This window comes from Erwinia sp. PPS120 (assembly GCF_047918655.1).
Classification (GTDB): domain Bacteria; phylum Pseudomonadota; class Gammaproteobacteria; order Enterobacterales; family Enterobacteriaceae; genus Erwinia; species Erwinia tasmaniensis_A.
The window spans coordinates 299,345-319,886 of record NZ_JBLREF010000014.1; the positions used below are offsets into that span (position 1 = coordinate 299,345).

Annotated in this window: 21 protein-coding genes and 3 pseudogenes; 10 read left to right on the forward strand and 14 right to left on the reverse strand. The window is 52.6% G+C overall.

Translation table 11 applies throughout. The features are described from left to right. Position 1: 1 nt before the first annotated feature. The 4 genes from aroQ to ACLRGG_RS09750 are packed head-to-tail and all read right to left on the reverse strand — an operon-like array spanning position 2 to position 3,929. Entirely contained in the window at positions 2–436 is a 435-nt protein-coding gene (gene aroQ / locus ACLRGG_RS09735; RefSeq protein WP_416249561.1) for a type II 3-dehydroquinate dehydratase, read from the reverse strand. A 10-nt stretch (positions 437–446) separates the two neighbouring features. Beyond that, complete coding sequence (locus tag ACLRGG_RS09740; protein WP_416249604.1) at positions 447–1,271, reverse strand: amidohydrolase family protein; 825 nt, start codon at positions 1,269–1,271, stop codon at positions 447–449. Beyond that, positions 1,271–2,530: a gallate dioxygenase gene (locus tag ACLRGG_RS09745; protein ID WP_416249562.1), complete on the reverse strand. Its 1,260-nt coding sequence runs from the start codon at positions 2,528–2,530 to the stop codon at positions 1,271–1,273. The genes ACLRGG_RS09740 and ACLRGG_RS09745 overlap by 1 nt, the downstream gene beginning before the upstream one ends. Positions 2,531–2,549: 19 nt before the next feature. Further along, positions 2,550–3,929: an MFS transporter gene (locus ACLRGG_RS09750; protein WP_416249564.1), complete on the reverse strand. Its 1,380-nt coding sequence runs from the start codon at positions 3,927–3,929 to the stop codon at positions 2,550–2,552. A 1,096-nt stretch (positions 3,930–5,025) separates the two neighbouring features. On the opposite strand from ACLRGG_RS09750, the gene ACLRGG_RS09755 reads away from it, so the two are divergent. Both ACLRGG_RS09755 and ACLRGG_RS09760 read left to right on the forward strand, forming a co-directional pair. Further along, the gene (locus ACLRGG_RS09755) at positions 5,026–5,652 is read left to right on the forward strand and encodes a carbonic anhydrase (RefSeq protein ID WP_416249566.1); all 627 of its coding nucleotides are present in this window, start codon (positions 5,026–5,028) and stop codon (positions 5,650–5,652) included. Further along, on the forward strand, positions 5,649–7,127 hold the full coding sequence (locus ACLRGG_RS09760; RefSeq protein ID WP_416249568.1) for a SulP family inorganic anion transporter: 1,479 nt from the start codon (positions 5,649–5,651) through the stop codon (positions 7,125–7,127). The genes ACLRGG_RS09755 and ACLRGG_RS09760 overlap by 4 nt, the downstream gene beginning before the upstream one ends. Here ACLRGG_RS09760 and ACLRGG_RS09765 read toward each other — a convergent pair. The 5 genes from ACLRGG_RS09765 to treR form a co-directional block, all read right to left on the reverse strand. Continuing rightward, positions 7,103–7,309, reverse strand: coding sequence for a hypothetical protein (locus tag ACLRGG_RS09765; RefSeq protein WP_416249569.1), 207 nt, complete (start codon positions 7,307–7,309; stop codon positions 7,103–7,105). The genes ACLRGG_RS09760 and ACLRGG_RS09765 overlap by 25 nt on opposite strands. Positions 7,310–7,414: 105 nt before the next feature. Then, positions 7,415–8,704 carry a maltoporin gene (locus ACLRGG_RS09770; RefSeq protein WP_416249571.1) on the reverse strand — a complete coding sequence of 430 codons (1,290 nt, stop codon included), beginning with the start codon at positions 8,702–8,704 and terminating at the stop codon, positions 7,415–7,417. Between the two features lie 2 nt (positions 8,705–8,706). Continuing rightward, a complete protein-coding gene (locus ACLRGG_RS09775; protein ID WP_416249605.1) occupies positions 8,707–10,362 on the reverse strand; it encodes an alpha,alpha-phosphotrehalase in 1,656 nt (551 codons plus the stop codon). A 14-nt stretch (positions 10,363–10,376) separates the two neighbouring features. Beyond that, entirely contained in the window at positions 10,377–11,840 is a 1,464-nt protein-coding gene (gene treB, locus ACLRGG_RS09780) for a PTS trehalose transporter subunit IIBC (RefSeq protein WP_416249572.1), read from the reverse strand. A gap of 177 nt (positions 11,841–12,017) precedes the next feature. Beyond that, the gene (gene treR, locus ACLRGG_RS09785; protein ID WP_416249574.1) at positions 12,018–12,983 is read right to left on the reverse strand and encodes a trehalose operon repressor TreR; all 966 of its coding nucleotides are present in this window, start codon (positions 12,981–12,983) and stop codon (positions 12,018–12,020) included. Between the two features lie 135 nt (positions 12,984–13,118). On the opposite strand from treR, the gene ACLRGG_RS09790 reads away from it, so the two are divergent. After that, positions 13,119–14,243 carry an AI-2E family transporter gene (locus ACLRGG_RS09790; RefSeq protein WP_416249575.1) on the forward strand — a complete coding sequence of 375 codons (1,125 nt, stop codon included), beginning with the start codon at positions 13,119–13,121 and terminating at the stop codon, positions 14,241–14,243. 85 nt (positions 14,244–14,328) lie between these two features. Here ACLRGG_RS09790 and ACLRGG_RS09795 read toward each other — a convergent pair. The 3 genes and pseudogenes from ACLRGG_RS09795 to ACLRGG_RS09805 all read right to left on the reverse strand — a co-directional run. Then, positions 14,329–15,078 (reverse strand): annotated as a pseudogene (locus ACLRGG_RS09795) (alpha/beta hydrolase); the annotation flags it as partial. A 6-nt stretch (positions 15,079–15,084) separates the two neighbouring features. Then, the gene (locus tag ACLRGG_RS09800) at positions 15,085–15,525 is read right to left on the reverse strand and encodes a hypothetical protein (protein ID WP_416249577.1); all 441 of its coding nucleotides are present in this window, start codon (positions 15,523–15,525) and stop codon (positions 15,085–15,087) included. A gap of 238 nt (positions 15,526–15,763) precedes the next feature. Further along, positions 15,764–15,907 carry a hypothetical protein gene (locus ACLRGG_RS09805; RefSeq protein ID WP_416249579.1) on the reverse strand — a complete coding sequence of 48 codons (144 nt, stop codon included), beginning with the start codon at positions 15,905–15,907 and terminating at the stop codon, positions 15,764–15,766. Between the two features lie 54 nt (positions 15,908–15,961). Between ACLRGG_RS09805 and ACLRGG_RS09810 the strand changes: the two genes are divergently transcribed. From ACLRGG_RS09810 to ACLRGG_RS09830, 5 genes and pseudogenes are all read left to right on the forward strand, one after another. Beyond that, complete coding sequence (locus ACLRGG_RS09810; protein ID WP_416249580.1) at positions 15,962–16,198, forward strand: DUF1493 family protein; 237 nt, start codon at positions 15,962–15,964, stop codon at positions 16,196–16,198. Positions 16,199–16,558: 360 nt separating this feature from the next. Further along, positions 16,559–16,693 (forward strand): annotated as a pseudogene (locus ACLRGG_RS09815) (RNase A-like domain-containing protein); the annotation flags it as partial. Positions 16,694–16,832: 139 nt separating this feature from the next. Then, the gene (locus tag ACLRGG_RS09820) at positions 16,833–17,279 is read left to right on the forward strand and encodes an STM2901 family protein (RefSeq protein ID WP_416249582.1); all 447 of its coding nucleotides are present in this window, start codon (positions 16,833–16,835) and stop codon (positions 17,277–17,279) included. Next, a complete protein-coding gene (locus ACLRGG_RS09825; protein WP_067703887.1) occupies positions 17,273–17,599 on the forward strand; it encodes a DUF1493 family protein in 327 nt (108 codons plus the stop codon). The genes ACLRGG_RS09820 and ACLRGG_RS09825 overlap by 7 nt, the downstream gene beginning before the upstream one ends. A 113-nt stretch (positions 17,600–17,712) precedes the next feature. Next, positions 17,713–17,904 (forward strand): hypothetical protein, encoded by a 192-nt coding sequence (locus ACLRGG_RS09830; protein ID WP_416249584.1) that lies wholly within the window; start codon positions 17,713–17,715, stop codon positions 17,902–17,904. Positions 17,905–18,100: 196 nt separating this feature from the next. Here ACLRGG_RS09830 and ACLRGG_RS09835 read toward each other — a convergent pair whose 3' ends face one another. Next, positions 18,101–18,811 (reverse strand): hypothetical protein, encoded by a 711-nt coding sequence (locus ACLRGG_RS09835; protein ID WP_416249585.1) that lies wholly within the window; start codon positions 18,809–18,811, stop codon positions 18,101–18,103. 719 nt (positions 18,812–19,530) lie between these two features. Between ACLRGG_RS09835 and ACLRGG_RS09840 the strand changes: the two genes are divergently transcribed. Further along, positions 19,531–19,989 (forward strand): STM2901 family protein, encoded by a 459-nt coding sequence (locus ACLRGG_RS09840; RefSeq protein WP_416249587.1) that lies wholly within the window; start codon positions 19,531–19,533, stop codon positions 19,987–19,989. After that, positions 19,983–20,282 carry a DUF1493 family protein gene (locus ACLRGG_RS09845; protein WP_416249588.1) on the forward strand — a complete coding sequence of 100 codons (300 nt, stop codon included), beginning with the start codon at positions 19,983–19,985 and terminating at the stop codon, positions 20,280–20,282. Before ACLRGG_RS09840 ends, ACLRGG_RS09845 begins: the two co-directional genes overlap by 7 nt. 30 nt (positions 20,283–20,312) lie before the next feature. Here the strand turns inward: ACLRGG_RS09845 and ACLRGG_RS09850 are convergent. Next, a pseudogene (locus tag ACLRGG_RS09850) lies at positions 20,313–20,542 on the reverse strand (hypothetical protein); the annotation flags it as partial.

The window sequence follows — 20,542 nt, forward strand, 5'->3', positions numbered from 1 at the left end:
CTTAGCCGTGCTGCCTGGCCGCTTCGATCAGGGCGTAGCGATAGCCGCGCAGTCCGTAGCCGCAAATCACCCCCTGCGCCACGTCCGAGAGATACGAGTGATGGCGAAAGGGCTCACGCTTATGCACGTTAGTGATATGTACCTCATAGAGTGGCAGGGCGATCGCCGTCACCGCATCGCGGATGGCCACCGAGGTGTGCGTCCAGGCCGCAGGATTTATCACCAGCGCCTGAGCATGGTGGCGCGCCTCCTGGATCCAGTCGATCATCTCCCCTTCGTGGTTGGTCTGACGAAACTCGACGTCGATATTCAGTTCTGCCGCCGTGGCGCGGCATAACGCCTCAATCGAAGCCAGCGTATCGGTACCATAGGTAGCCGGTTCGCGGGTGCCCAGCAGGTTAAGATTGGGGCCATTGAGGATATAAACGGTCTGCATAAATTTCTCCTTATTCGCTGAAGCCAAACAGGCGTTTTGGCGTATGCCACAGGATCTGACGCCGCGTCGCTTCGTCCGGGATCAGCTGCTCAAGCAGCAGTAACAGTGCGCCCATATCCATCCGGCTTTTGGCCCGCAAAAACGGCCAGTCCGATCCCCACATGCAGTTTTCAGCCCCAAAGTGCGCCAGCAGCGCCAGCTGAAAAGCGTGGCCGTCGGCCCAGGGGTAACCCTGCTTTGAGAACTGCGACAAACCCGAGAGTTTGACGAAGGTACGCCCATTGTCCGCCAGCGACAGCAGCGCCTGAAAGGCCGGCTGATCGAGACCCGCGCTCACATCCGGTCTGCCGGAGTGGTCAATCAGCAGCCGGGTTCGGGTACGCTTCAGCAGCGGCATCAGCGCCAGCAGCTGATCGTTTTGCACCTGGATCTGCGCATACATCTCTAATGCGGCCAGCCTTTCCATCAGGTCGTCCAGCTTCAGAAAAGGCTCGGTGCCCAGCATCGCAACGTTAAGGGCAATGCCCACCACGCCCCGATCGCGCAGGGCGCTGAGCGTTGCGCTGTCCACGTCGCGTGGGGTGACGGCAACGCCTTTAAACTTTCCCTCGCCGCGCTTGAGGGTATCGAGCAGGCAGCGGTTATCGGTGTTGTAGGCCGACGTAGGACCGACGATCAGCGAATGACGAATGTTATATGCCGCCATCACCGTCTGATAATTATCGGGCGTACCCAGCTCATGTCCCTCTGGGCGATAGGTACTGGCCGGATCGTAGGGAAATCGCGCCGGATCAAAGACATGGTGATGGCAGTCAATAATAGGTTGCGGTGTCATCATGCTTTTTTTCCTGCCACCGAGTAGAGCACCTGCTGATTACGGGTTTTCTGGAACGCTTCCAGCGTTTCCCCGCGCATGGCAGAGTAGATATGCAGATTGGAGACGCCAACCACCGCGCCCAGCTTTTCCAGCAGAAAGAAGCTTACGCCATAGTGGATCATGCCGCGCCAGTCGAGCTGGGTCAGCAGCGTCTGCTCCTCATCGGTCAGCTTTGCCTCGGCGTAGAGCGCCTGAGGGTCGTGCTTAAAGCGCTCGCGCCAGGCGGGCTGGATCATTTTATGCAGGAAGCGGTTTATTCGCAGCGCCTTCAGGCTGCGCGCCTGGGTGAAGGGATAGGTACCGGGCAGCTTTTCGACCCCTTTGAGCTGTAGCTCAATTTTGTCACGCTGGCGCTGATGCACGTCGGCTGGCGCCTCACGGGCCTGATTTTCCAGGATAAGCGTAGCAATACCGGTCATGGAGGGCAGGTAATAAGCCTGATGCAGCTTCTCTACGTTGGCCGACAGCGCCCCGCGCATAACCAGCCACATAATGACTTCCGCACCCTCCAGGCCGCCCAGGGTGGCGTACTCCGCGAGGGTGATTTCGGTCAGGCGTTCAGGATCGTTAACCAGCATATCAACAAACTGGGCATCCCAGTCCGGGTTGTTAAAACCGCAGCGTTCACCGTGAACCTGATGCGACACGCCCCCGGTGGCGACAATAGCGACCTTCAGATCTTCCGGGTAGCTTTCCACCGCGCGACGCAGGGCCTGGCCAAGCTTATAACAGCGTCTGGCGCTGGGAATAGGGAACTGCAACACGCCGACCTGGAGCGGGACAATCTGTACCGGCCAGTCGTTATCAAAGGGAAGCAGGGCCGACAGCGGTGAGAACAGGCCGTGATCCAGCGGCTTATCCTGGAAAAAAGACATATCAAATTCATCGGCCATCAGGCTGGCACCAATATGCTGCGACAGCGCGGCGTGACCCCGAACCGGGGGTAAATCACGCGGGCCACCCCCTTCATCTGCTACCGCATACTGGTCATCAATGCCCAGTATAAAAGCGGAGTAGTGATCGAAGAAAAATGAGGTGACGTGATCGTTGAAGACGTAGAGCAGCACATCGGGTTTTTTCTCTTCCAGCCAGCGCTGCATGGGGGCGAAGCCATCAAAGATGGGCACCCAGGGCTCTTCTTTTTGTTTGTGATGGTCAACTGCGAAGCCGATTGTTGGCGTATGTGAAACCGCCAGACCGCCGATGATTTTAGCCATAATAATCCTCTTTCTTCACTTATCGGTTATTTATTGTGCGCGTCAGGCCAGGGATCTCGTCCGGTTCGGCACCTTTGAGCGTCCGTACGCCATGCGCATCTCTGTGTTGGGTAATGGCGAGTGCTGCCAGCAGGGCAGGAAGTGACAACACAATGAAAATACTGGTTTGTCCGGGAAAGATACCCAGCAGCACGCCACCGAGCGAGGAGCTGAGGATGGCGCCGGTACGGCCTACGCCGTGCATCCAGCAGACGCCGGTCGCGCGCATTTCTGTCGGATAAAAGGCAGGCGAAAAGGCCTGCAAACCGGTCTGAGCACCGTTAATACAGGCACCGCTGATAAAGACCAGTACCGCCAGCATAGTGGGGCCAAATCCCCAGACGCCCTGTGCGAGCAGGCAGAAACAGCCCAGCAGATAGAAACTGGCGATGACGTATTTGGCTTTCAGGCGGTCCATCAGCCCGCCCACCAGCAGTCCGCCAAGGGTGCCACCCAGCTGAAAAAGTCCGGCAACAATCGCCGCGCGCTCAATGGTGACGCCGCCTGACCGCATGATGGTTGGCAGCCAGCCGTTAAGCAGATAAATAACGAAAAGGCCCATAAAATAGGTCAGCCAGAGAGAGAGCGTGCCCACGGTATAGCCCGGTGAGAAGAGTTGCAGCACCTGTGACTTTTTGGGGACCACCGGCGTATTCAGCACAAAGGTTACGCCGCTGCTAAACTGCCCGCCGAGACGATTGAGCACCGCCGCGATCTTATGCTGACTGACCTTGCGGACGACCATATACAGAGCGGATTCGGGCAGCACCCAAATCAGCAGCGGCAGCATCAGCAGGGGAATACCGCCGCCAAACAGCAGCACAGACTGCCAGCCAAAACGCGGGATCATCCCGGCCGCGATAAAGCCGCCGAGACCCGAACCGATATTGAAGCCGCTATACATCAGGGAGATCATCAGACCCCGTCGGCGTTCAGGCATATATTCGGATACCAGGGTAACGCAGTTCGGCATCACCGCACCCAGCCCCAGGCCAGTAATAAAGCGCAGCAGCGCCATCTCAACCGGCGTGCGGGCAAAGGCGCTGGCAAGGCTGAAGCAGGCAAAACCGGCGACGGAAAGCAGTAGAACGCGTTTACGGCCAAAGCGGTCAGACCACGGCCCGACAAACAGCGCGCCGAGAGCAACACCTAACATCGCCGCACCCAGAATGGGGCCCATTTCCGAGCGGGCAATGCCCCAGTCTTCGATCAGGGCAGGGGCGATAAATCCCATCACGGCAGCATCGTAGCCGTCGAAGGTAATGATAAAGAAGCACAGCGCGAGGATTAGCCACTGCCTCCCGGATATTGAGCGGCCGTCTATCCACTCCTTCACGTTAACCATGTCACGATTGCTCATAGGGTATGCTCTCTGTTTTTTTTGCTAATCCGTAATCGGGTAAGAAAATGCCTGTATAACGGCGGCAATGGCCCTTTCGTCGCGGATCGCTTCGGGCGAATTGTGTCTATTTTTATTTTTAAAACAATCGTTTATATATCACTAGTGCTACTATTCCAATACCAACTTAGGGTGAGGCGAGCTTTTTGTCTGCCATAAAATGATTAAAGAGCCATGATTTTTGTTTATCATTTGCGGGGCGGAATCAGTTGCGGGCCTTAAATTTACTCCTGGGCGACGCGGTCTTTTCAGGCGGTGAGACGGGATGGACCGGCAGCATAAATTTTGCATTCAACGCGCTCTGGCTGCATAAACCCCGTCAACCTGCAAAAATGGAGCGTGGCGGTCAGGAACGGATAGCTGGATATGAGGCGCAGCATTATTGAATTAGCCGATCGCCTGCGCAATCGCCTGTAATACGATGGCAGTGACGAAGAATGATCTACAGGGAGCGTAGCTAACCCAGAAGAGATGTAAATTAAATTAAATATTCCTCGAGAAGTTCTGACACTACTATTTAAAATAAACGGTAATACTGGCGGGGTTTTCCACTTATGCGCACGGCGGGAATAGTTATTATCACATCGAAATAATCCCTGCTGACACCATGGATAAATCTAAATATTTTTTTACGCCATAAAGTTTATTAGATAGCAGTCTTATTATTTGCTTGTTATTCGTTTCTCGCCTGGCTGTGATCTGCTTTGCGTCTGCTGTCATGAACGCTGTTTAACCCATAAAAATCACCCTGGATTATTTTTCAATTATTTGTTTTATAAGTGTTTTATGGTTAGTGCTGATGGCGGTCATATGAAGGGCTTATATTAAATCCGTTTCAATGCAAATAACGCAATGGAAATAAAGAGTATTTAAATAAAATTACAAAACGGGATTAATTATTCATCCAGGATTATTCTTAATGAATAAATTAAGCGTTAAGTGTTAGAACTTATTTCACCGAAAGCTGTGAAGCAATACCGGAGCAACCCTCTGGTGTTTACCCGGCTTATTTGCCGTTCAGGTTTATTCCTGCCGTCCTGAAAAGAGAGGCTTTATTTTGACGACTCTAAAACCCCTGTTAGCGAAAAACCGCAGTTGGGCCTTACAGCGCCGCCAACGCAATCCTCACTATTTTCGGCAAAATGTTCATTCCCAAACGCCCCATTCATTATGGATTGGCTGTTCAGACAGCCGGGTCCCCGCAGAGGTATTAACGGGCGCGCATCCGGGAGAGCTTTTTGTTCACCGCAATATCGCCAATATGGTGGTTAACGGCGACGATAATTTTATGAGCGTTCTGCAATACGCGCTTGAATACCTTAAGGTCTCGCGCATCGTGCTCTGTGGCCACTATGGCTGCGGCGGCGTACAGGCAGCGATTTCACTGCCGGACATTCCGCTGGGCGATGAAAATTCCCCACTTGCCCGCCGGATCACCCAGCTGCGCGCCGCCATTGCGCCTGGCCTGGCAGAGACCAGCGAAGATGACGACGAAACCGAACGACTGAATGCGCTGGTGGAGGTCAACGTCCTGGCTCAGTTCAGGCACCTGGTGGCGGCAGAGCCGGTAAGGGCCGTCTGGCGGGCCGGAGCGGCGCTGGACGTGTTTGGCTGCGTATACGATCTGCGCTCCGGCCATCTGAAAGAGCTTATTCAGCAAAATGCAGAGGATAAAATGCCATGAACCTGAAAACTCTTCGTCAGGATATTCCGGCAGGCCTGGTGGTTTTTCTGGTCGCGCTACCGCTCTGTCTGGGGATCGCGCAGGCCAGTGGGCTTCCGCCATTTGTCGGACTGCTGACCGGTGTGATTGGCGGCCTGGTGGTGACAACCTTTAGCCCGTCGAAGTTTGCCGTAAGCGGGCCGGCGGCCGGTCTGGTTACCATCGTCACCGGTGCAATCGAAACCCTCGGATCCTTTTCTGCCCTGCTGTTTGCGCTCATCATCGCCGGAGTACTGCAGTTTATGTTTGGGGTCCTGCGGGCCGGGCGATTTATTACCCTGGTGCCGGGCACGGTGATCAAAGGTATGCTGGCCGCGATCGGTATTTTGCTGATTATTCAGCAGATCCCGGTCGCGCTGGGCGCCGCCGAGGAGAGCAAACTCAGTACGCTGGTCACCGGCGGGGCGTTCAGCGTCTCAATTCCAGCCATTGTGGTATCCGGTAGTGGGCTGCTTATACTGTGGTTCTGGTCGACGCGTACCCTCAAAAACATCAAGGCGCTGAGCTGGATGCCCGGTCCGCTGGTGGCGGTTCTGTTCGGCTGCCTGGCTACCCTGATCGGGAGCAGAGTGTTTCCCGAAATTATCAGCAATCTGCCGCGTATCTCGCTGCCCGCTTTTGACAGCATTCAGGCGCTTACCGGCGAGCTCCAGCGCCCGGACTGGTCCGTCTGGCAAAATCCGATGGTCTATATGATCGCGGTGACGCTGGCGATTGTCGCCAGTCTGGAAACGCTGCTCAGCCAGGAGGCGCTGAAAAAGCTTCGCCCGCAAAATCCACCGCCCTCGCCGGATAAAGAGATGCGCGCTCAGGGCGTGGGTAACCTGCTCAGCGGTCTGCTCGGCGGACTGCCCATCACCGCCGTTATCGTTCGCAGCTCGGTTAACGTTAGCGCCGGGGCGCAGAGCAAGGCCTCAATCCTGATCCACGGGGTGCTGCTGCTGGTATGCGGCCTCTATTTCAGCGATCTGCTGAATGCCATTCCACTGGCCAGCCTGGCCGCCGTGCTGCTTTATACCGGATACAAGCTTGCCACCCCCCGGCTATTTGTGGAGCAGTTCCGTCAGGGTGCCCAGCAGTATGTTCCTTTCCTGGCGACCATTGGCGGTATTCTGGTGTTTGGTATGCTGGCCGGGATTGGTATTGGTCTTGCCACGCAGATCCTGTTCAGCATTTATAAAAGTCATCACAACGCGATGCAGCTCACTCGCTATGACGACCATTTTGTGCTGCACTTTCAGCAGAACCTGACGTTTATGCATAACCCACGGCTTAAGGGGCTGCTGGCGCAGATCCCGGAAAACAGCGTGGTGATCGTCAATCACGATAATGCGGAGTACCTGGATCCGGACGTTAAGGCCGTGCTACAGGATTTCGGCGAGGAGGCCCCAAAGCGGGGGATTGTCCTGAATCAGTGGCCGGTCACGCTGGTGTAGCTGTGTAGCTGTGTAGCTGTGTAGCTGTGTAGCTGTGTAGCTGTGTAGCTGGTAACGATGTAACGGCTTAACCACTTTAAAGACTGGCTGGTATTCCCTGCTTTAGCAGGGAATACCAGCAGCACTACAGATTTATCACCCGGCATCCTGAAGAACGCGCTGGCTTCGCGTAATACCTTCATCAGACCGACCGCCTGAGTCAGCTTAATACCACCAGGCCTCTGACCGATCGCCTTTGTTCAGCTTATTACCCTCCTTCATCAGAACGATCGCCTGCGCGTAGTTCATTACCACCAGGCTTCAAACTGCGCACCGAAGCTTATCTCGTCATTACGTCCTCTGCTGAAGGTTTTCGCGCTGCTATCTCGGTAGGCGCTGCCGGCAACAAAGGCGAGGTCGTCGGCAGTAGCGTAGCCCCACTTTTCATTCCATTTGACATAGGTTGCGAACAGGCGCAATGCGGGGCGCGCCCAGACGCTCTCACCGGCCTGCCACTGCTGAGCCAGCGTCAGTTTGTACTGGCTGTTACGATCGCCGGTCTGCTGGGATTTTACGCTGTCATAGCCAACTTCCAGCAGAGTACTGAGGATGGGCGTCCACTTATACATGGGGCGCAGGCCTGCAGAATACCAGGCTGTTCCATTGCGGTTATCGCGGTTCACATCCTGATAAAGCGCAACCCAGGTCAGACCCCATGTGTCGTTCAAATCCATTGCGCCGTGGTCGATTACGCGAACCATTTTACCATTATTGTTAACGCTTCCCCCTTCGGGATGCCCGGTACGCAGAGAGGTCATTGCGTCAGTGGCATACTGCATAACCAGTTTGTTATAGCCGCTGTTCAGAGTTTGCGTGTGTTCGGCGCTGAACATCCAGCCATCTTCAGATGCGCCTTCCGCCAGCTGAAAGCCTTTCTGAACCCTGGCCCGTCCGTAATCAAAACCGACCTCCAGCGCACCATTGGCGTTCACCGGAATTTCAGCCACCCGCAGATCGAAGGTATCGTTTATGGTCGGTACCCACTTCATCTGATTGTCGATAAAGCCCCATGAGCCTCCCGCTTCAGCATTGCGGGTGGCGGCCAGTGAAAGCTTACCTGCCCCGAGATCAATCTGCTCTATCCCTGCTCCAGGCCCGGAAATATCCCAGTAGTAAAAATCGATCATATGCACGTCATGACGCTGGTAGAGGCGCTTACCTGCCCAGAGCGTGGCACCGGGTAGCGCGTCAATCAGGTTTTTACCCTGCACGTTGGCCTCGCGGAAGTTAGGCTCGACGCTCTCCACATCCGTACGCTGGGATACCGCATAGGCCAGGTTAGTATCGAAATAGAAACTTTTATCCTCCTCTTTCCACAGCTCCTGGCCCAGCTTCAACTCTGCGTAGGTTTCACATTCATTCCCCAGACGATATTTGCTGTTGGCCCCGGTCGCCTGAAAGCAGCGTTGCTCCCCGCCTTTGTTTGTCCAGCCGATGCCGGACCGCGCATAGCCGCCGAAATCAAGTGCGAAGGCGGAACCAGCCATCGTCAGCGTCAGTAAGGGCAGTACAGTGAAGGTCTTCCTGAGTACTTGCATTATCATTCTCCTTGTTCCATCAACTGATAAAGACACTCATACGGACGCAGCAGGTTATTTACCGGCGCGTCGTAATAGTTACTGAGCAGCGTTTCACCCTTTACACAGGTAAGAGGGGCGGGCTGAGCAGATTCGCTAAGGTTGGCGATGACACGCAGCTGCTGGCGGCCTTTAGTGCGCGTGTAGCACCAGAGACCAGGATGCGTGGGCAGGCAATCCTGATAGTCACCGTCGGTAAATATGGCGAAGGTTTTACGCAGCGCTATCAGCCGCCGATAGAGGTGAAAAACGGAGTCAGGATCGTTTACTGCCTGCTCCACGTTAATCAGGGGATAGGAGCGACAGGGGGAAATCCAGGGTTCGCCTGAGGTAAAACCGGCGTTATCCGTCGCATCCCACTGCATTGGCGTACGGCTGTTATCGCGTGACTTGCGCGAAAGAATCGTCAGCAGATGAGCCTCATCCTCGCCTGCTTTTTTCATCGCGGCATACCAGCGCAGACTCTCCACATCCCGGTACTGGCTGATATGGCTGAAGCCAGGGTTGGTCATACCAATCTCTTCTCCCTGATAGATGAAGGGAGTGCCCTGCATACCGTGCAGCACCATCGCCAGCATTTTGGCGGCGGGCACGCGCAGAGGGCCCTCGCTGCCCAGGCGGGAGACGATACGTGGCTGATCGTGGTTACACCAAAACAGCGCATTCCAGGCATGACCATGCATTCCCTGCTGCCAGGTGCAGAAGAGGCGCTTAAGCAACAGCAGGTCGGGCGCGGCATCGCACCACTTTTCGCCGTTAGCATAGTCCACCTTAAGATGGTGAAAGTTGAAGGTCATGGACAGTTCGCTACCGTCAGCGGCGGCATACTGTCGGCATGCCTCAAGCGAGGTAGAGGACATTTCCCCCACGGTCATTAGCCCCAGCGGGCGAAAAACGTCCCGGCTAAACTCACGAAGATATTCATGAATTCGGGGTCCATCGGTATAGAAACGGCGTCCGTCACCCAGGGCGTCCTCAGGATAATCCGCGGTTTTTGATACCAGGTTAATGACGTCGAGCCTCAGCCCGTCCACGCCTTTTCCCGCCCAGAAGCGGCAGATGGCCTTAAGCGCTTCGCGTACCGGGGGATGATCCCAGTTGAGATCGGCCTGCTGGGCGCTGAACAGATGCAGGTAGTACTGGCTGGTCTGTGGGTGCCACTGCCAGGCGCTGCCGCCGAATTTAGATTGCCAGTGATTGGGGGGCCGACCCTCTTCACCCTGCCGCCAATGGTAAAAAGGCCGGAAGGGGCTGGCGGGGTTAAGCGACTGCTTAAACCAGGTATGCTCGGTCGAGGTATGGTTAAAAACCATATCCATCACGATACGCATACCGCGCTGATGTGCGCCAGCCACCAGCCGCTCGAAATCAGCAAAGGTGCCGCAGGCGGGATCGATATTGCAGTAGTCCGCGACGTCATAGCCGTTATCCACCTGCGGGGAAACGGTAATTGGCGTCAGCCACAGGGCATCTACGCCCAGCATCTGCAGATAGTCCAGCCGCTGAATGATGCCGTTAAGATCGCCCTGGCCACTGCCGGTTGTGTCCTGAAAGCTTTTTGGGTAAATCTGGTAAATCACCCCATTTTTCCACCAGGGGCAGGGATCAATGCTGTCCATCATGCTGTTTATCCTTAAACAGTCGAAGAATGCTTATTTTTAGTTGAAGGTTGCTCGTTATCTTCCAACGGCATCCCGGCCTTAATAACCTGTCGTTTATGCAACAGCAGGGTCAGCAGGACAGGGATCACCAGGGCGACCAGCATGGCGAGTGAAAAGACGGGCCAGAATTGAGGCTTAATTGAGAGGATGCCCGGCAGTCCCCCGACGCCAATGCCGTTGGCCGTCACGCCATACAGCCCGCAAATCAGCGCGGCAAGCGCAGAGCCAATCATGGCGGAGAGCATAGGGAAACGGTACTTCATGTTGATGCCGTACATCGCAGGTTCGGTCACGCCGAGAAAGGCGGAGATGGCGGCTGGAACCGAGACTTCCCGCTCACGTTTCTTTTTACCGACCAGGATGATGCCCACGACGGCGGCACCCTGAGCAATATTAGAGAGGGCGATCAGCGGCCAGAGCGGCGTACCGCCGGTGCTTTGGATCATCTGCATATCAATCGCCAGCGTGGTCTGATGTACGCCAGTGATCACCAGCGGCGCGTAAAGGAAGCCAAACAGAGCTGCGCCGACGGGCGCAAAGCTGCCGGTCATTACGCCGTTCACTGCCCAGGCCACGCCATCGCCGATCATTCGGCCAAAGGGGCCAATCAGAGAGTGCGCCAGGAACACCGCCAGTATCAGCGAAATCACCGGCACAAAGACCAGATAGAGGTAAGCTGGGATCAGCCTCTTAAGACGATTTTCAATCAGCGCCAGCGCGATACCGGCCAGCATAGAAGGGATCACCTGGGCCTGGTAGCCGACCTTTTCAATGGTGAACCAGCCCAGATGCCAGACGTCAGGGATCTGCTGTCCCAGCCCGTAGGCGTTCATTAGCTGGGGCGATACCAGGGTAATGCCCAGCACGATCCCGAGGATTTCTGTGCCGCCCATCTTTTTCACCGTTGACCAGCAGACGGCAACCGGCAGGAACATAAATATTGCTTCGCCCGGCAGCCACAGAAGATCGTACATCGCCTGCCAGAAGGGGGAGATCTGCGCCAGCGTTTTGCCGTCTGCCAGCGGAATATCGCCAATGATGTTGCGGAAGCCAAGTATCAGGCCGCCGCTGATGAGAGCGGGGAGCAGTGGGAAGAAGATCTCGGCAAAATGGGAGATACCTCGCTCAAGGGCGGTCATATTCTGGCGGGCGGCATTTTTCGTCTCTTCTTTACTCTCCTCGTTTTTTTCCGCCAGAGTGATCAAAGCCGCATAGTAGTCGCCCACCTCGGTACCAATCACTACCTGAAACTGGCCTGCCGAGGTAAAGCAGCCTTTGACCATACTTAACTGTTCAATCTTTGTGGGTTCCGCCTTCATAGGGTCGTTAAGAACGAAACGTAAACGGGTAATACAGTGGCTTACCTTAGCAATATTGCTGGCTCCGCCGACCAGCGCGATCAGACGCTCTACGTCCTTATGCAATTCCATGCTCATATTGTTTCCTTACAGAGAAAGGTCAATCAGCAGTACGCAACCGCCGCTCCGCTGAGTTGTGCAGAGAATAACGGGATAGCGGGAATTTGTGTGGGAACGTTCCCATATCTGTGCAGCATCTCGCAAAATTTTTATAAGCCTGCGAAAAGAGAGGCGCTTAACGCGTCGCCAGAGCGGTCAGGGGATGTGTGGGGCAGCAATAAGCCTGGCCGACAGGGTGATCTGCTGATGCGGACTGCTGCCCGACAGCTGGGCAATCAGCTGTTTTGCCGCGGCTTCTCCGCTGCTGCTGTAGCCCAGACTAACAATCAGGGTGGCGGGATAAAGGAAGTGTAAAAGCGGATTAGTCCCGATGCAGCACACCTGCACGGCGTTGGGCTGCACCCGTTGCAGATATTTTTGCACGCCCAGAGTGATGGTATCGGAAGCGCAAATCACCGCCTGCGTCTGCGGGGTGAGTACCTGGGGTAACAGATCGTAACCGCTTTGGTAGCCCAAATCGCCCAGCGCCAGCGAAGGCAGCAGGTTATGCGCATGGCACACTGCACGGTAGGCATCTGACCGCTGTTTGCCCGTGGTGGCATCCTCGGGCATCACGCCAATAAAGCTGATATGGCGCAGCTGCCTCTTGATCAGTTCGTCCATAAGCAGAGCCACGGCACCGGCATCATCGTAGCAAACGGACGACAGGCCAGGCATTGGGCGGGCCATCATCACCAGCTTGTCCTGCCAGGGCGTCAGCATCTCACTTCCCAACCCGGTAAAGCCAAACAGCACGACGCCATCAATATTGCGCTGCGCCAGCACCTGAAGATGCTCCTCAACCCGGGCCGGACTGAACTGGCTTTCCAGCACGATAGGGTCGTACCCCTGCTGATAAAACAGCGGTAGCATCGATCTGACCGCCTGGTTTTCCGAAGGGGAGTCCAGCCTTGAAACGATAATCGCGACGACCTTATCGCTCAGGCTACGCAGCGATCGTGCGGATTTCGACGGATGAAAGTTATGCTGTTCAATCACCTGAAGCACTCTGGCGCGCGTCTCAGGATTCACGCTGCTTTCGTTATTAATTACGCGGGAAACGGTTGATTTACCGACGCCGCTCAGGCGGGCGATATCTTTAATGGTGAGGCGATTTTGCATAGTGTGCGCTAAAGAGGCGTCGCGACGTGGGGGTGGATGTCGGTACGATACCATAAATTAGTTTTGTTACGCTGTTGCAAAAGCAGGCTGCCGTTCTATGATTCGGGGGCAAAATTGCGCTTCAGAGGGATTGTTATGAGATTTAAAGGCCTGACGAAAGGATTTTTTATTGTAATTCTTTTTATTGTGACGGTAGCGTTTCTGGATATCCTGGGGCCTTACTACTCATCCGTATTATGGGCCGCCATACTGGCGATTATTTTCCATCCATTGAAAACCCGGTTGCGTAAGCTTATCGGTGAGAAGAATGGGCTGGCCTCATTCTTAACCCTGTTGATTATCTGTTTAATCGTTTTCACCCCGCTGGTGGTTCTCGCATCGTCCATGGCGATTGAATTCAACATGGTCTATACCAAACTTCAGCATAATAACACCCAGCTGCCGACCGTTCTTGCGGATATCATGCAGCATCTTCCCGGCTGGGCACGTAATTTCCTGGCGGAACATCATCTGGATACGGCGGCCAGCATCCAGCAGAAGCTTTCGCAGTTTGCGCTGCAGGGGAGCCAGTATCTGGCGGGCAGCGTTTTCCTGATAGGCAAGAGCACCTTCGGCTTTACGATAGGCTTCGGCATCATGCTCTATCTGCTGTTTTTCCTGCTAAAGGATGGTTCCTATCTGGTTAACCTGATCCTCGAAGCGCTGCCGCTGTCGAAATATGCGAAGCATCATCTGTTTATGAAATTTGCCGCCGTATCGCGCGCGACGGTAAAGGGCACGGTGGTGGTGGCCGTCGTGCAGGGGGCGCTGGGTGGCCTGGCATTCTATTTTACCGGCATTGAGGGCAGCCTGCTGTGGGGGGCGCTTATTGCGCTGCTTTCACTGATACCGGCCGTGGGTTCAGCGATAATCTGGGTGCCTGCCGCCGTCTATTTCTTTGCCTCCGGCATGCTCTGGCAGGGCCTTTTCCTGGTCGGATTCTTTGTGGTGGTGATTGGGCTGGTTGATAATATTCTTCGCCCGCTGCTGGTCGGCAAGGATACCAAAATGCCGGACTACCTGATTCTGATCGCCACTCTGGGCGGGATGGAAGTTTACGGCATCAATGGCTTCGTCATTGGCCCGCTTATCGCCGCGATGTTTATTGCCTGCTGGAACCTGCTTTCCGGTCGCGATAATCAGGCGAATAGCGATGAGATCGATGAAGATTTCATCGAAGAAGGTCAGAATCACGCCGATGCGGCGGAAGAAGCGAAGTAACGTCCGGATCATGTCGTCGGATGAGCCACTGCCGAATCAACAATCGGCAGTGGCGTATTAAGGCGAGGGTATCGCCAGCTAACGCTTACTTAAGATGTTCCTTAAGCAGTAAACCCGCCTGATCCAGCGCGACCTGAACCTCTGGCACGGTAGCCACGGCGTTCAGCAGGCCGTAGTCATGGATCATACCGTTATAGCGAACCTGCACCACATCCACACCGGCAGCATTCAGCTTGCGGGCGTAGGCTTCACCTTCATCGCGTAGAACATCATTTTCAGCCGTATGCACCAGTGCCGGAGGCAGCCCCTCAAGCTGGTCATCAGAGGCCCGCAGCGGCGAAGCGTAAATCTCTGCGCGCTGGCTGGCGCTGGTGGTGTAGTTATCCCAGAACCATTTCATCATATTGCGGGTCAGGAAGCGGCCTTCAGCGAACTGCCTGTAGGAGGCGGTATCAAATTTAGCATCCGTAACCGGCCAGAACAGCACCTGGTAGCGCAGCTTCGGCGTACCTTTATCTTTAGCCATCAGGCTGACCACCGTCGCCATATTACCGCCAACGCTGTTACCGGCAACGGCCAGGCGACTGCCGTCTACGTCGATATCGGCACCCTGTTCAGCAACCCATTTTGTCGCCGCGTAAGCCTGATTGATGGCAACCGGATAGTGTGCTTCCGGGCTTGGCGTGTAGTTAACGAACACCGCAACGGCACCTGCGGAGACGACCAGATCTCTGACCATACGCTGATGAGTGGGGTAGTCACCCAGCACCCAGCCACCGCCGTGGAAGAACATAAACGCCGGTAGCGTACCTTTAACGTTTTCGGGCCGGACGATTTCCGCTTAGTTATTGATACCGGTGATCAGCACCCTGGTGGTTTTACAGGCACTGTCCGGGCACACGCCGCTAAACCACAGCTGGCCTTCATCCCCAACCATCACGCCGAGATCCCGGGCGAAGAGGTCTTCATATTTCTGGCGGGTTATCGCCCGGGAATAAACCGGCGTGAAAATAGCGTCGTAATGCTTTTTAAAATCGCTGGCCGTGCGGATACGCGTTTTCTTCCCTTTAACGGAAACGGTAACAGGATAAGACACCATCGAGGCAAGCCTGTCTTTATCCTTATGCGCCACGGATGTCTGCAACCGATCGAAAAAGGCGTGATAAGGCTGATGCGCCCCGAACAGAGAGTCCAGCCGGTGATCCATATCCTCGACCGTTGCTGACATCGCGGTACTGATGCTTAAGGCAGAAATTAGCAAAGTTATAATCTTAGCGTTCATCGAGTTTCTCACTTAAGGACGGGGTGGCAGGTTAAGGTATTATCGCCGTGATGACAGTCAGAAGTGATTGTGCACGTGCGCTGGAGCGGGGTAAAGGATTTGGTGCAGCCAGGGGACAATGCGGGCGCAGGCGTGATGGAGGATAGGGTGAGGATGATGAGAGCCTGTGAGAGCGGGTTTCATTGGTTGTCAGCATGATCGTTTAGCAGAAAAGCCGCATCTTTCGATGCGACTTTTTTTATTTCTTATTCTGCTGGTTTGGATTCATTTGTTTTCCTCTATTTCCCTGAGACTGGTCATGTTGTTTATTTGTCCCGTCAGATCCTTTGTTGGGGTTGGGGATATTGGATGAGTTGTCCTGGGGTTTGATTTTTTTGGTCATAATGAATGGCTCCATGAGTATTATTAAAACCTCAGATTTTCTGGAGTATGTTTAATGATTGATTTTACAATGCCACATAACGGCGGCTCTGAAAACACCCTGTCCCGATATAAAAAGAGCTCTCTGATACAAATCGAAATTTTGCTATATAGCAGGATCACTTCATGCATCATTATTGATGAGTCCTTTTCATGGAATTCGCTTAAGAAAACTAAATCTGTACCTGTTGCAGATTTCACCGTTGGTATATTAATTTTTTCAGAAAAATCAGGTGAAGGGTTATACGACTAACCTGCACAGGAAAACGGTAAGTTAAGGCGAGACCTTGAATAACCGGCTGTCTACTCAGGCAGTGTAAGCTTCCCGCTAAAATGGTCCATTCACTTTTAGAGAGCCTCCGACATACTGATTATGTCCCCTGAGAAGATCGTTATGCGTAAGATCCGATTCACTGAACACCAGATCATCGCTGTACTGAAATCAGTCGAAGCTGGCAGGATTTTGGGGTAGGGTCAGGCAGCGTGAACCTTATTTTTTCTGCCGGGGTTTTTACGTTCTTATAACGGCGTTAGTTGCAGAGATGGAGCATTGACCACACCAGGCGGGAAGAATAGCCTTAGCGAATATCTTATCTTGTTAAAGGGAATTAATATGAATGATGAAGAGGGCGTATCAATAGCCATTTCACCCGTGCAAATGGCAGCAATATTGCACATAAAAACGGTGAGTGAAGGCGAGACCTGGAGTAATCGCCTTTGGGGCGGTCTGGGTTTAGTGGGGGGATTACCAAACCGCGAACAGCTTGACGCGCTGATAGCCCATCTTCAGAAGTACCGGGACAAAATGCCCATGTAGAAGCCGGGCCTGTTTTAAAACGGGCCACTTTGGTTTAAGTTAAAGTCCTGACTAATGGCAAGGAGCAGGTATGGATACGATTGAAGAATTAAACGGAACATATTTCTATAATGGAATGCATAACTTGTCAGCTGGCGAGCTGTTTTTTTGGATATTTATAGAGAAAATTGATGACCAATACGGTATCCATGATTTAGTTGCTGTCAGCAGCATTATCCTTGGGTTACCATTACTGAAAACTCGCGCAAAGCCAGGTCCGGCAACCAAAGGAACTTCGATAGCCTCCAGAATGTCCCGCCAATACCTGGATATTCATTTGCCGTTCAGGCTCCCCACCATAACAAACAAAAGCATCAAACTTTTGAAACCCATGTATGTGAACAACCTTGGGGCGTTTGTTGGAAGAACGGTGCCCGTAGTCGGCTGGCTGCTACTGGCAAATGATTTTGCACAAATCACATTCAAAACAATGATCACTTATAATCGGATAGCTCGTGGTGGTGATAAAGTATGGTAACTGAAAATGATGTCCTCGCCTTTTTTCAGAATGAGTTGCCAATTTTAGGATGGCTTCCAACTAAAAGTAATGCCGTGGGGATGGATGATATTCTTCAGGAATACACGGAACAGGAAGACCTGTTTCCTGCAATTGAGAAGTTTGGGCATCAGTTCAGCGTCGATCTATCCGTAATGGATGTAAATCAATATTATCCCTGGACGACGCCCTGGTTTTTCCGCAAGTGGTTTACCAGTCGACCTCTCAAGCAAGAAAAGAAACCCCTGACGGTCAGAATGTTTACTGAATCAGCAAAAGCGGGCCGCTGGCTTTATGACTGAGCAACCAAATAAATAATTTTGTAAACCCATTGTAAGGTAAAAAAGCCTTTCACAATTTGTCAGAAAAAATACACTGTGTTTATGTACAGCACTTTGGGGTTGGGAGGGTAAAAATGGCAAACGATTTACAAGAACGGGTGATGATTGAGCGCGTGGAGCTGATAGCGCGCCTGACTACGGAAGGTGTTTGTAAAGAGCGGGACAGAAAGATCGCGCTGAATTTAATCGCCGAAATCGCGGCTAATCACACGTTATCTGACAATCAATTTTCGGTCGCTTTTTCGACTGTCTCGTTTGAAAATTAAGCCTCACTGGTGCCAGAATATTATTAATACCATTTGTTATATTTAATATATATGAAAGAAACAACGATTATCCATGATAAGCTAAGAAGTGCTGCATAGCTCGGGATAAACCGTATAAAGAAATACACGCCTGCCACAATGACTGCGGCAGGTATCAAATAGAAAAATGACTGGATTAACCATAAAATTGCACGCTTCATTTACGCAAAATCTCATACAAAGCATCTGCAATTTTTTCTTCGTTGTTATCTCCAGAATTCACCTGGTAAATTATTTCAGACATTTGGGGTTCAATAAGAAAGTAAAGCATTTCAAGGTTTTCTTTGCACAGAGCCTGATAGTATGAAGAATCCTGGAATTTAAGCCTGTTTGCAGCTGATGCGGCTACTTGTGCTTTGGCATAAAGTGTTGTTGCGTTCACAAACCATGTTGAGAAAGAATTAACAAGTTTGATATGGCTTTTTTGGAAGTCGGCGCTGCCAAGCACTAAGTTGGCAATTGTGAAGGATAGAGCCAGCTTACTGGCTTTAGCAGATGCATGCTCTGCCGCTTTGCCTAACAATTTTTGGATATGAGACACAAGATTATTGCTTCTTTCATCTCCAAGTCTTGTAAAGGTTTTACGGAAATAAATTTCGACCATATCCAGAGCGACATCATTTCTTCTATATATCTCACCCAAAGTAAGAACTAACCGTCGGTCCTCTCTCCACGTATCACGGCATGAACTACGATAATATTCATTCGGGACAAGGCATGAACCATAATTGATAAGCCGCTGCCCACCCAGCTTTACCTTTTCAATAGTAGATATATGATCTGCATGGATGTCATTAAGTGAATTTGTTAATGCAATAGCTAATTTCTTGTTGGCCTGCATCTTCAATTGGAAATAGGTTTGTGACATAACTTAAGTCCTTGTTGTATCATCTAACCAATTTTGATCATGTTCGCCAACAAGGGCAAGAAAGAAGATGGAGAAAGCAAAAAAAACGCTAATTTATGTTCCGGTTGTTATTATTTTCTTTCTAATTATACCGGAGATCATTCTTCGTACATTGACGCCTGAGCAGCTGGCGAGGATGAGTGATTTTACGAGCTTAGGGGGAGTGATAAACCCTTTACTCTCGCTGATAATTTTTCTGGGCCTTTTCTCCGTCGTTTTGGCTGTTCTCACTGTCACCGCTGTGAGCAAAATCTGTCGATCAAGATCACGCTCTGATAGCAAGTGAAGACTGGCATTACCGATAATCAGCTTCATCAACGCTATGCATGCTTTGAGTGCAGTATTCTGCATGCATTTCTGCCTCTCATTTTTGATGTTCCCGTCCTGTTCTGGCGCAGCTTCTGTGGCTGGATGCAACTGCATGATAATCGCTGCACAAATCGGGCAGGCGTGGCGGGGATAGCATTGCGCGCGGAGGGGTAAACATGTGTGCCGCAGGCTGCGTCAGCGCCCCGGAGGCGTGCGCAATAATTTGGGCTGACAAGAGGGTGATTAAACATGAGGGGCGCGCAAAATGCGTCTGAAGGCGTCAACTGGCATCTGGCATCTGGCATCTGGCATCGCCCGGAATTGATATGGTACAGTTTTGACCAATACAGCTACCCATGTAAGGGAATAATATGGATACAACTGAGCAGCTACACGGGACTTACTTTTACCCCGGGCTTACCAACCTTTCTGCCGGAGAGCTTTATTTCTGGATTATGATTGATGTGACCGCCGAGCACTTCAGCGGTACAAAAGATATCCTCGCAATAGCGGCTATTTATTCCGGGCAGAACGTTATTGATGTTTCGGGTAAACTCAACGGGGCCTGGAAAGGAACTTCCTATGCTTCGGTTTATTCTCGTAAGCTGTTACGCGATTATCGGCTTCCTTTCAGGTTGCTCACGTGGATACAAAATCCTCAAAAACCATTGCAAATGAAAAGAATAATGACTCACAAGCTGGGGACGTTTGTTGGTCGCACAATCCTGGTTTTAGGCTGGGTAATCATGGCCGCTGATGTGGCAGAGATAGGCTGGAAAGCTATGGTAAAATACAACCGCATTGCCAATAAGGATGACAGGATATGGTAAGCGAGGATACAGAAAATGCCGTATTTGCGCTGGTTGAAGATTATAACGGCAGAAGTCTGTTCACGTTCAGGCGTTATAAGCTTGAGCTGGACACCGATCTGAACAACGACTTTCGCATGGATCCTATCGACGCGTATGAGTTGCTGGAACGCTATGCTGACAAGTTTGGCATTGACCCCGGCACTATTACATTTGCCGAATATTTTCCGGACGATTTCACCGCGTCACATGTTCCGCTGACTATCCGTCTGTTGGTTGAGTCTGCGCGGGCTGGTCGCTGGCTGGGTAAATAATTAACGCCTGCAAAGGCAGGCGCTATATCTTCAGTTTGTTGCGACCGCTTCCAGTGAATAGATCCGGAATGCGATCACCTCTCCCCCTATCCATCCATTAATCTCCCTCAGCCTCTCCTGCAAAGGCGTCAGTTCATTCCTCACAAACACCTGTGACGCCTTCACCGCATCCCCGAATCCCCCCGAGTTGTCCGGGATAATTCCCATCATCTGCGGCGGCACGCGGTGCGCGCTTAAAGTAAGCGTCCAGCGAGAACCGT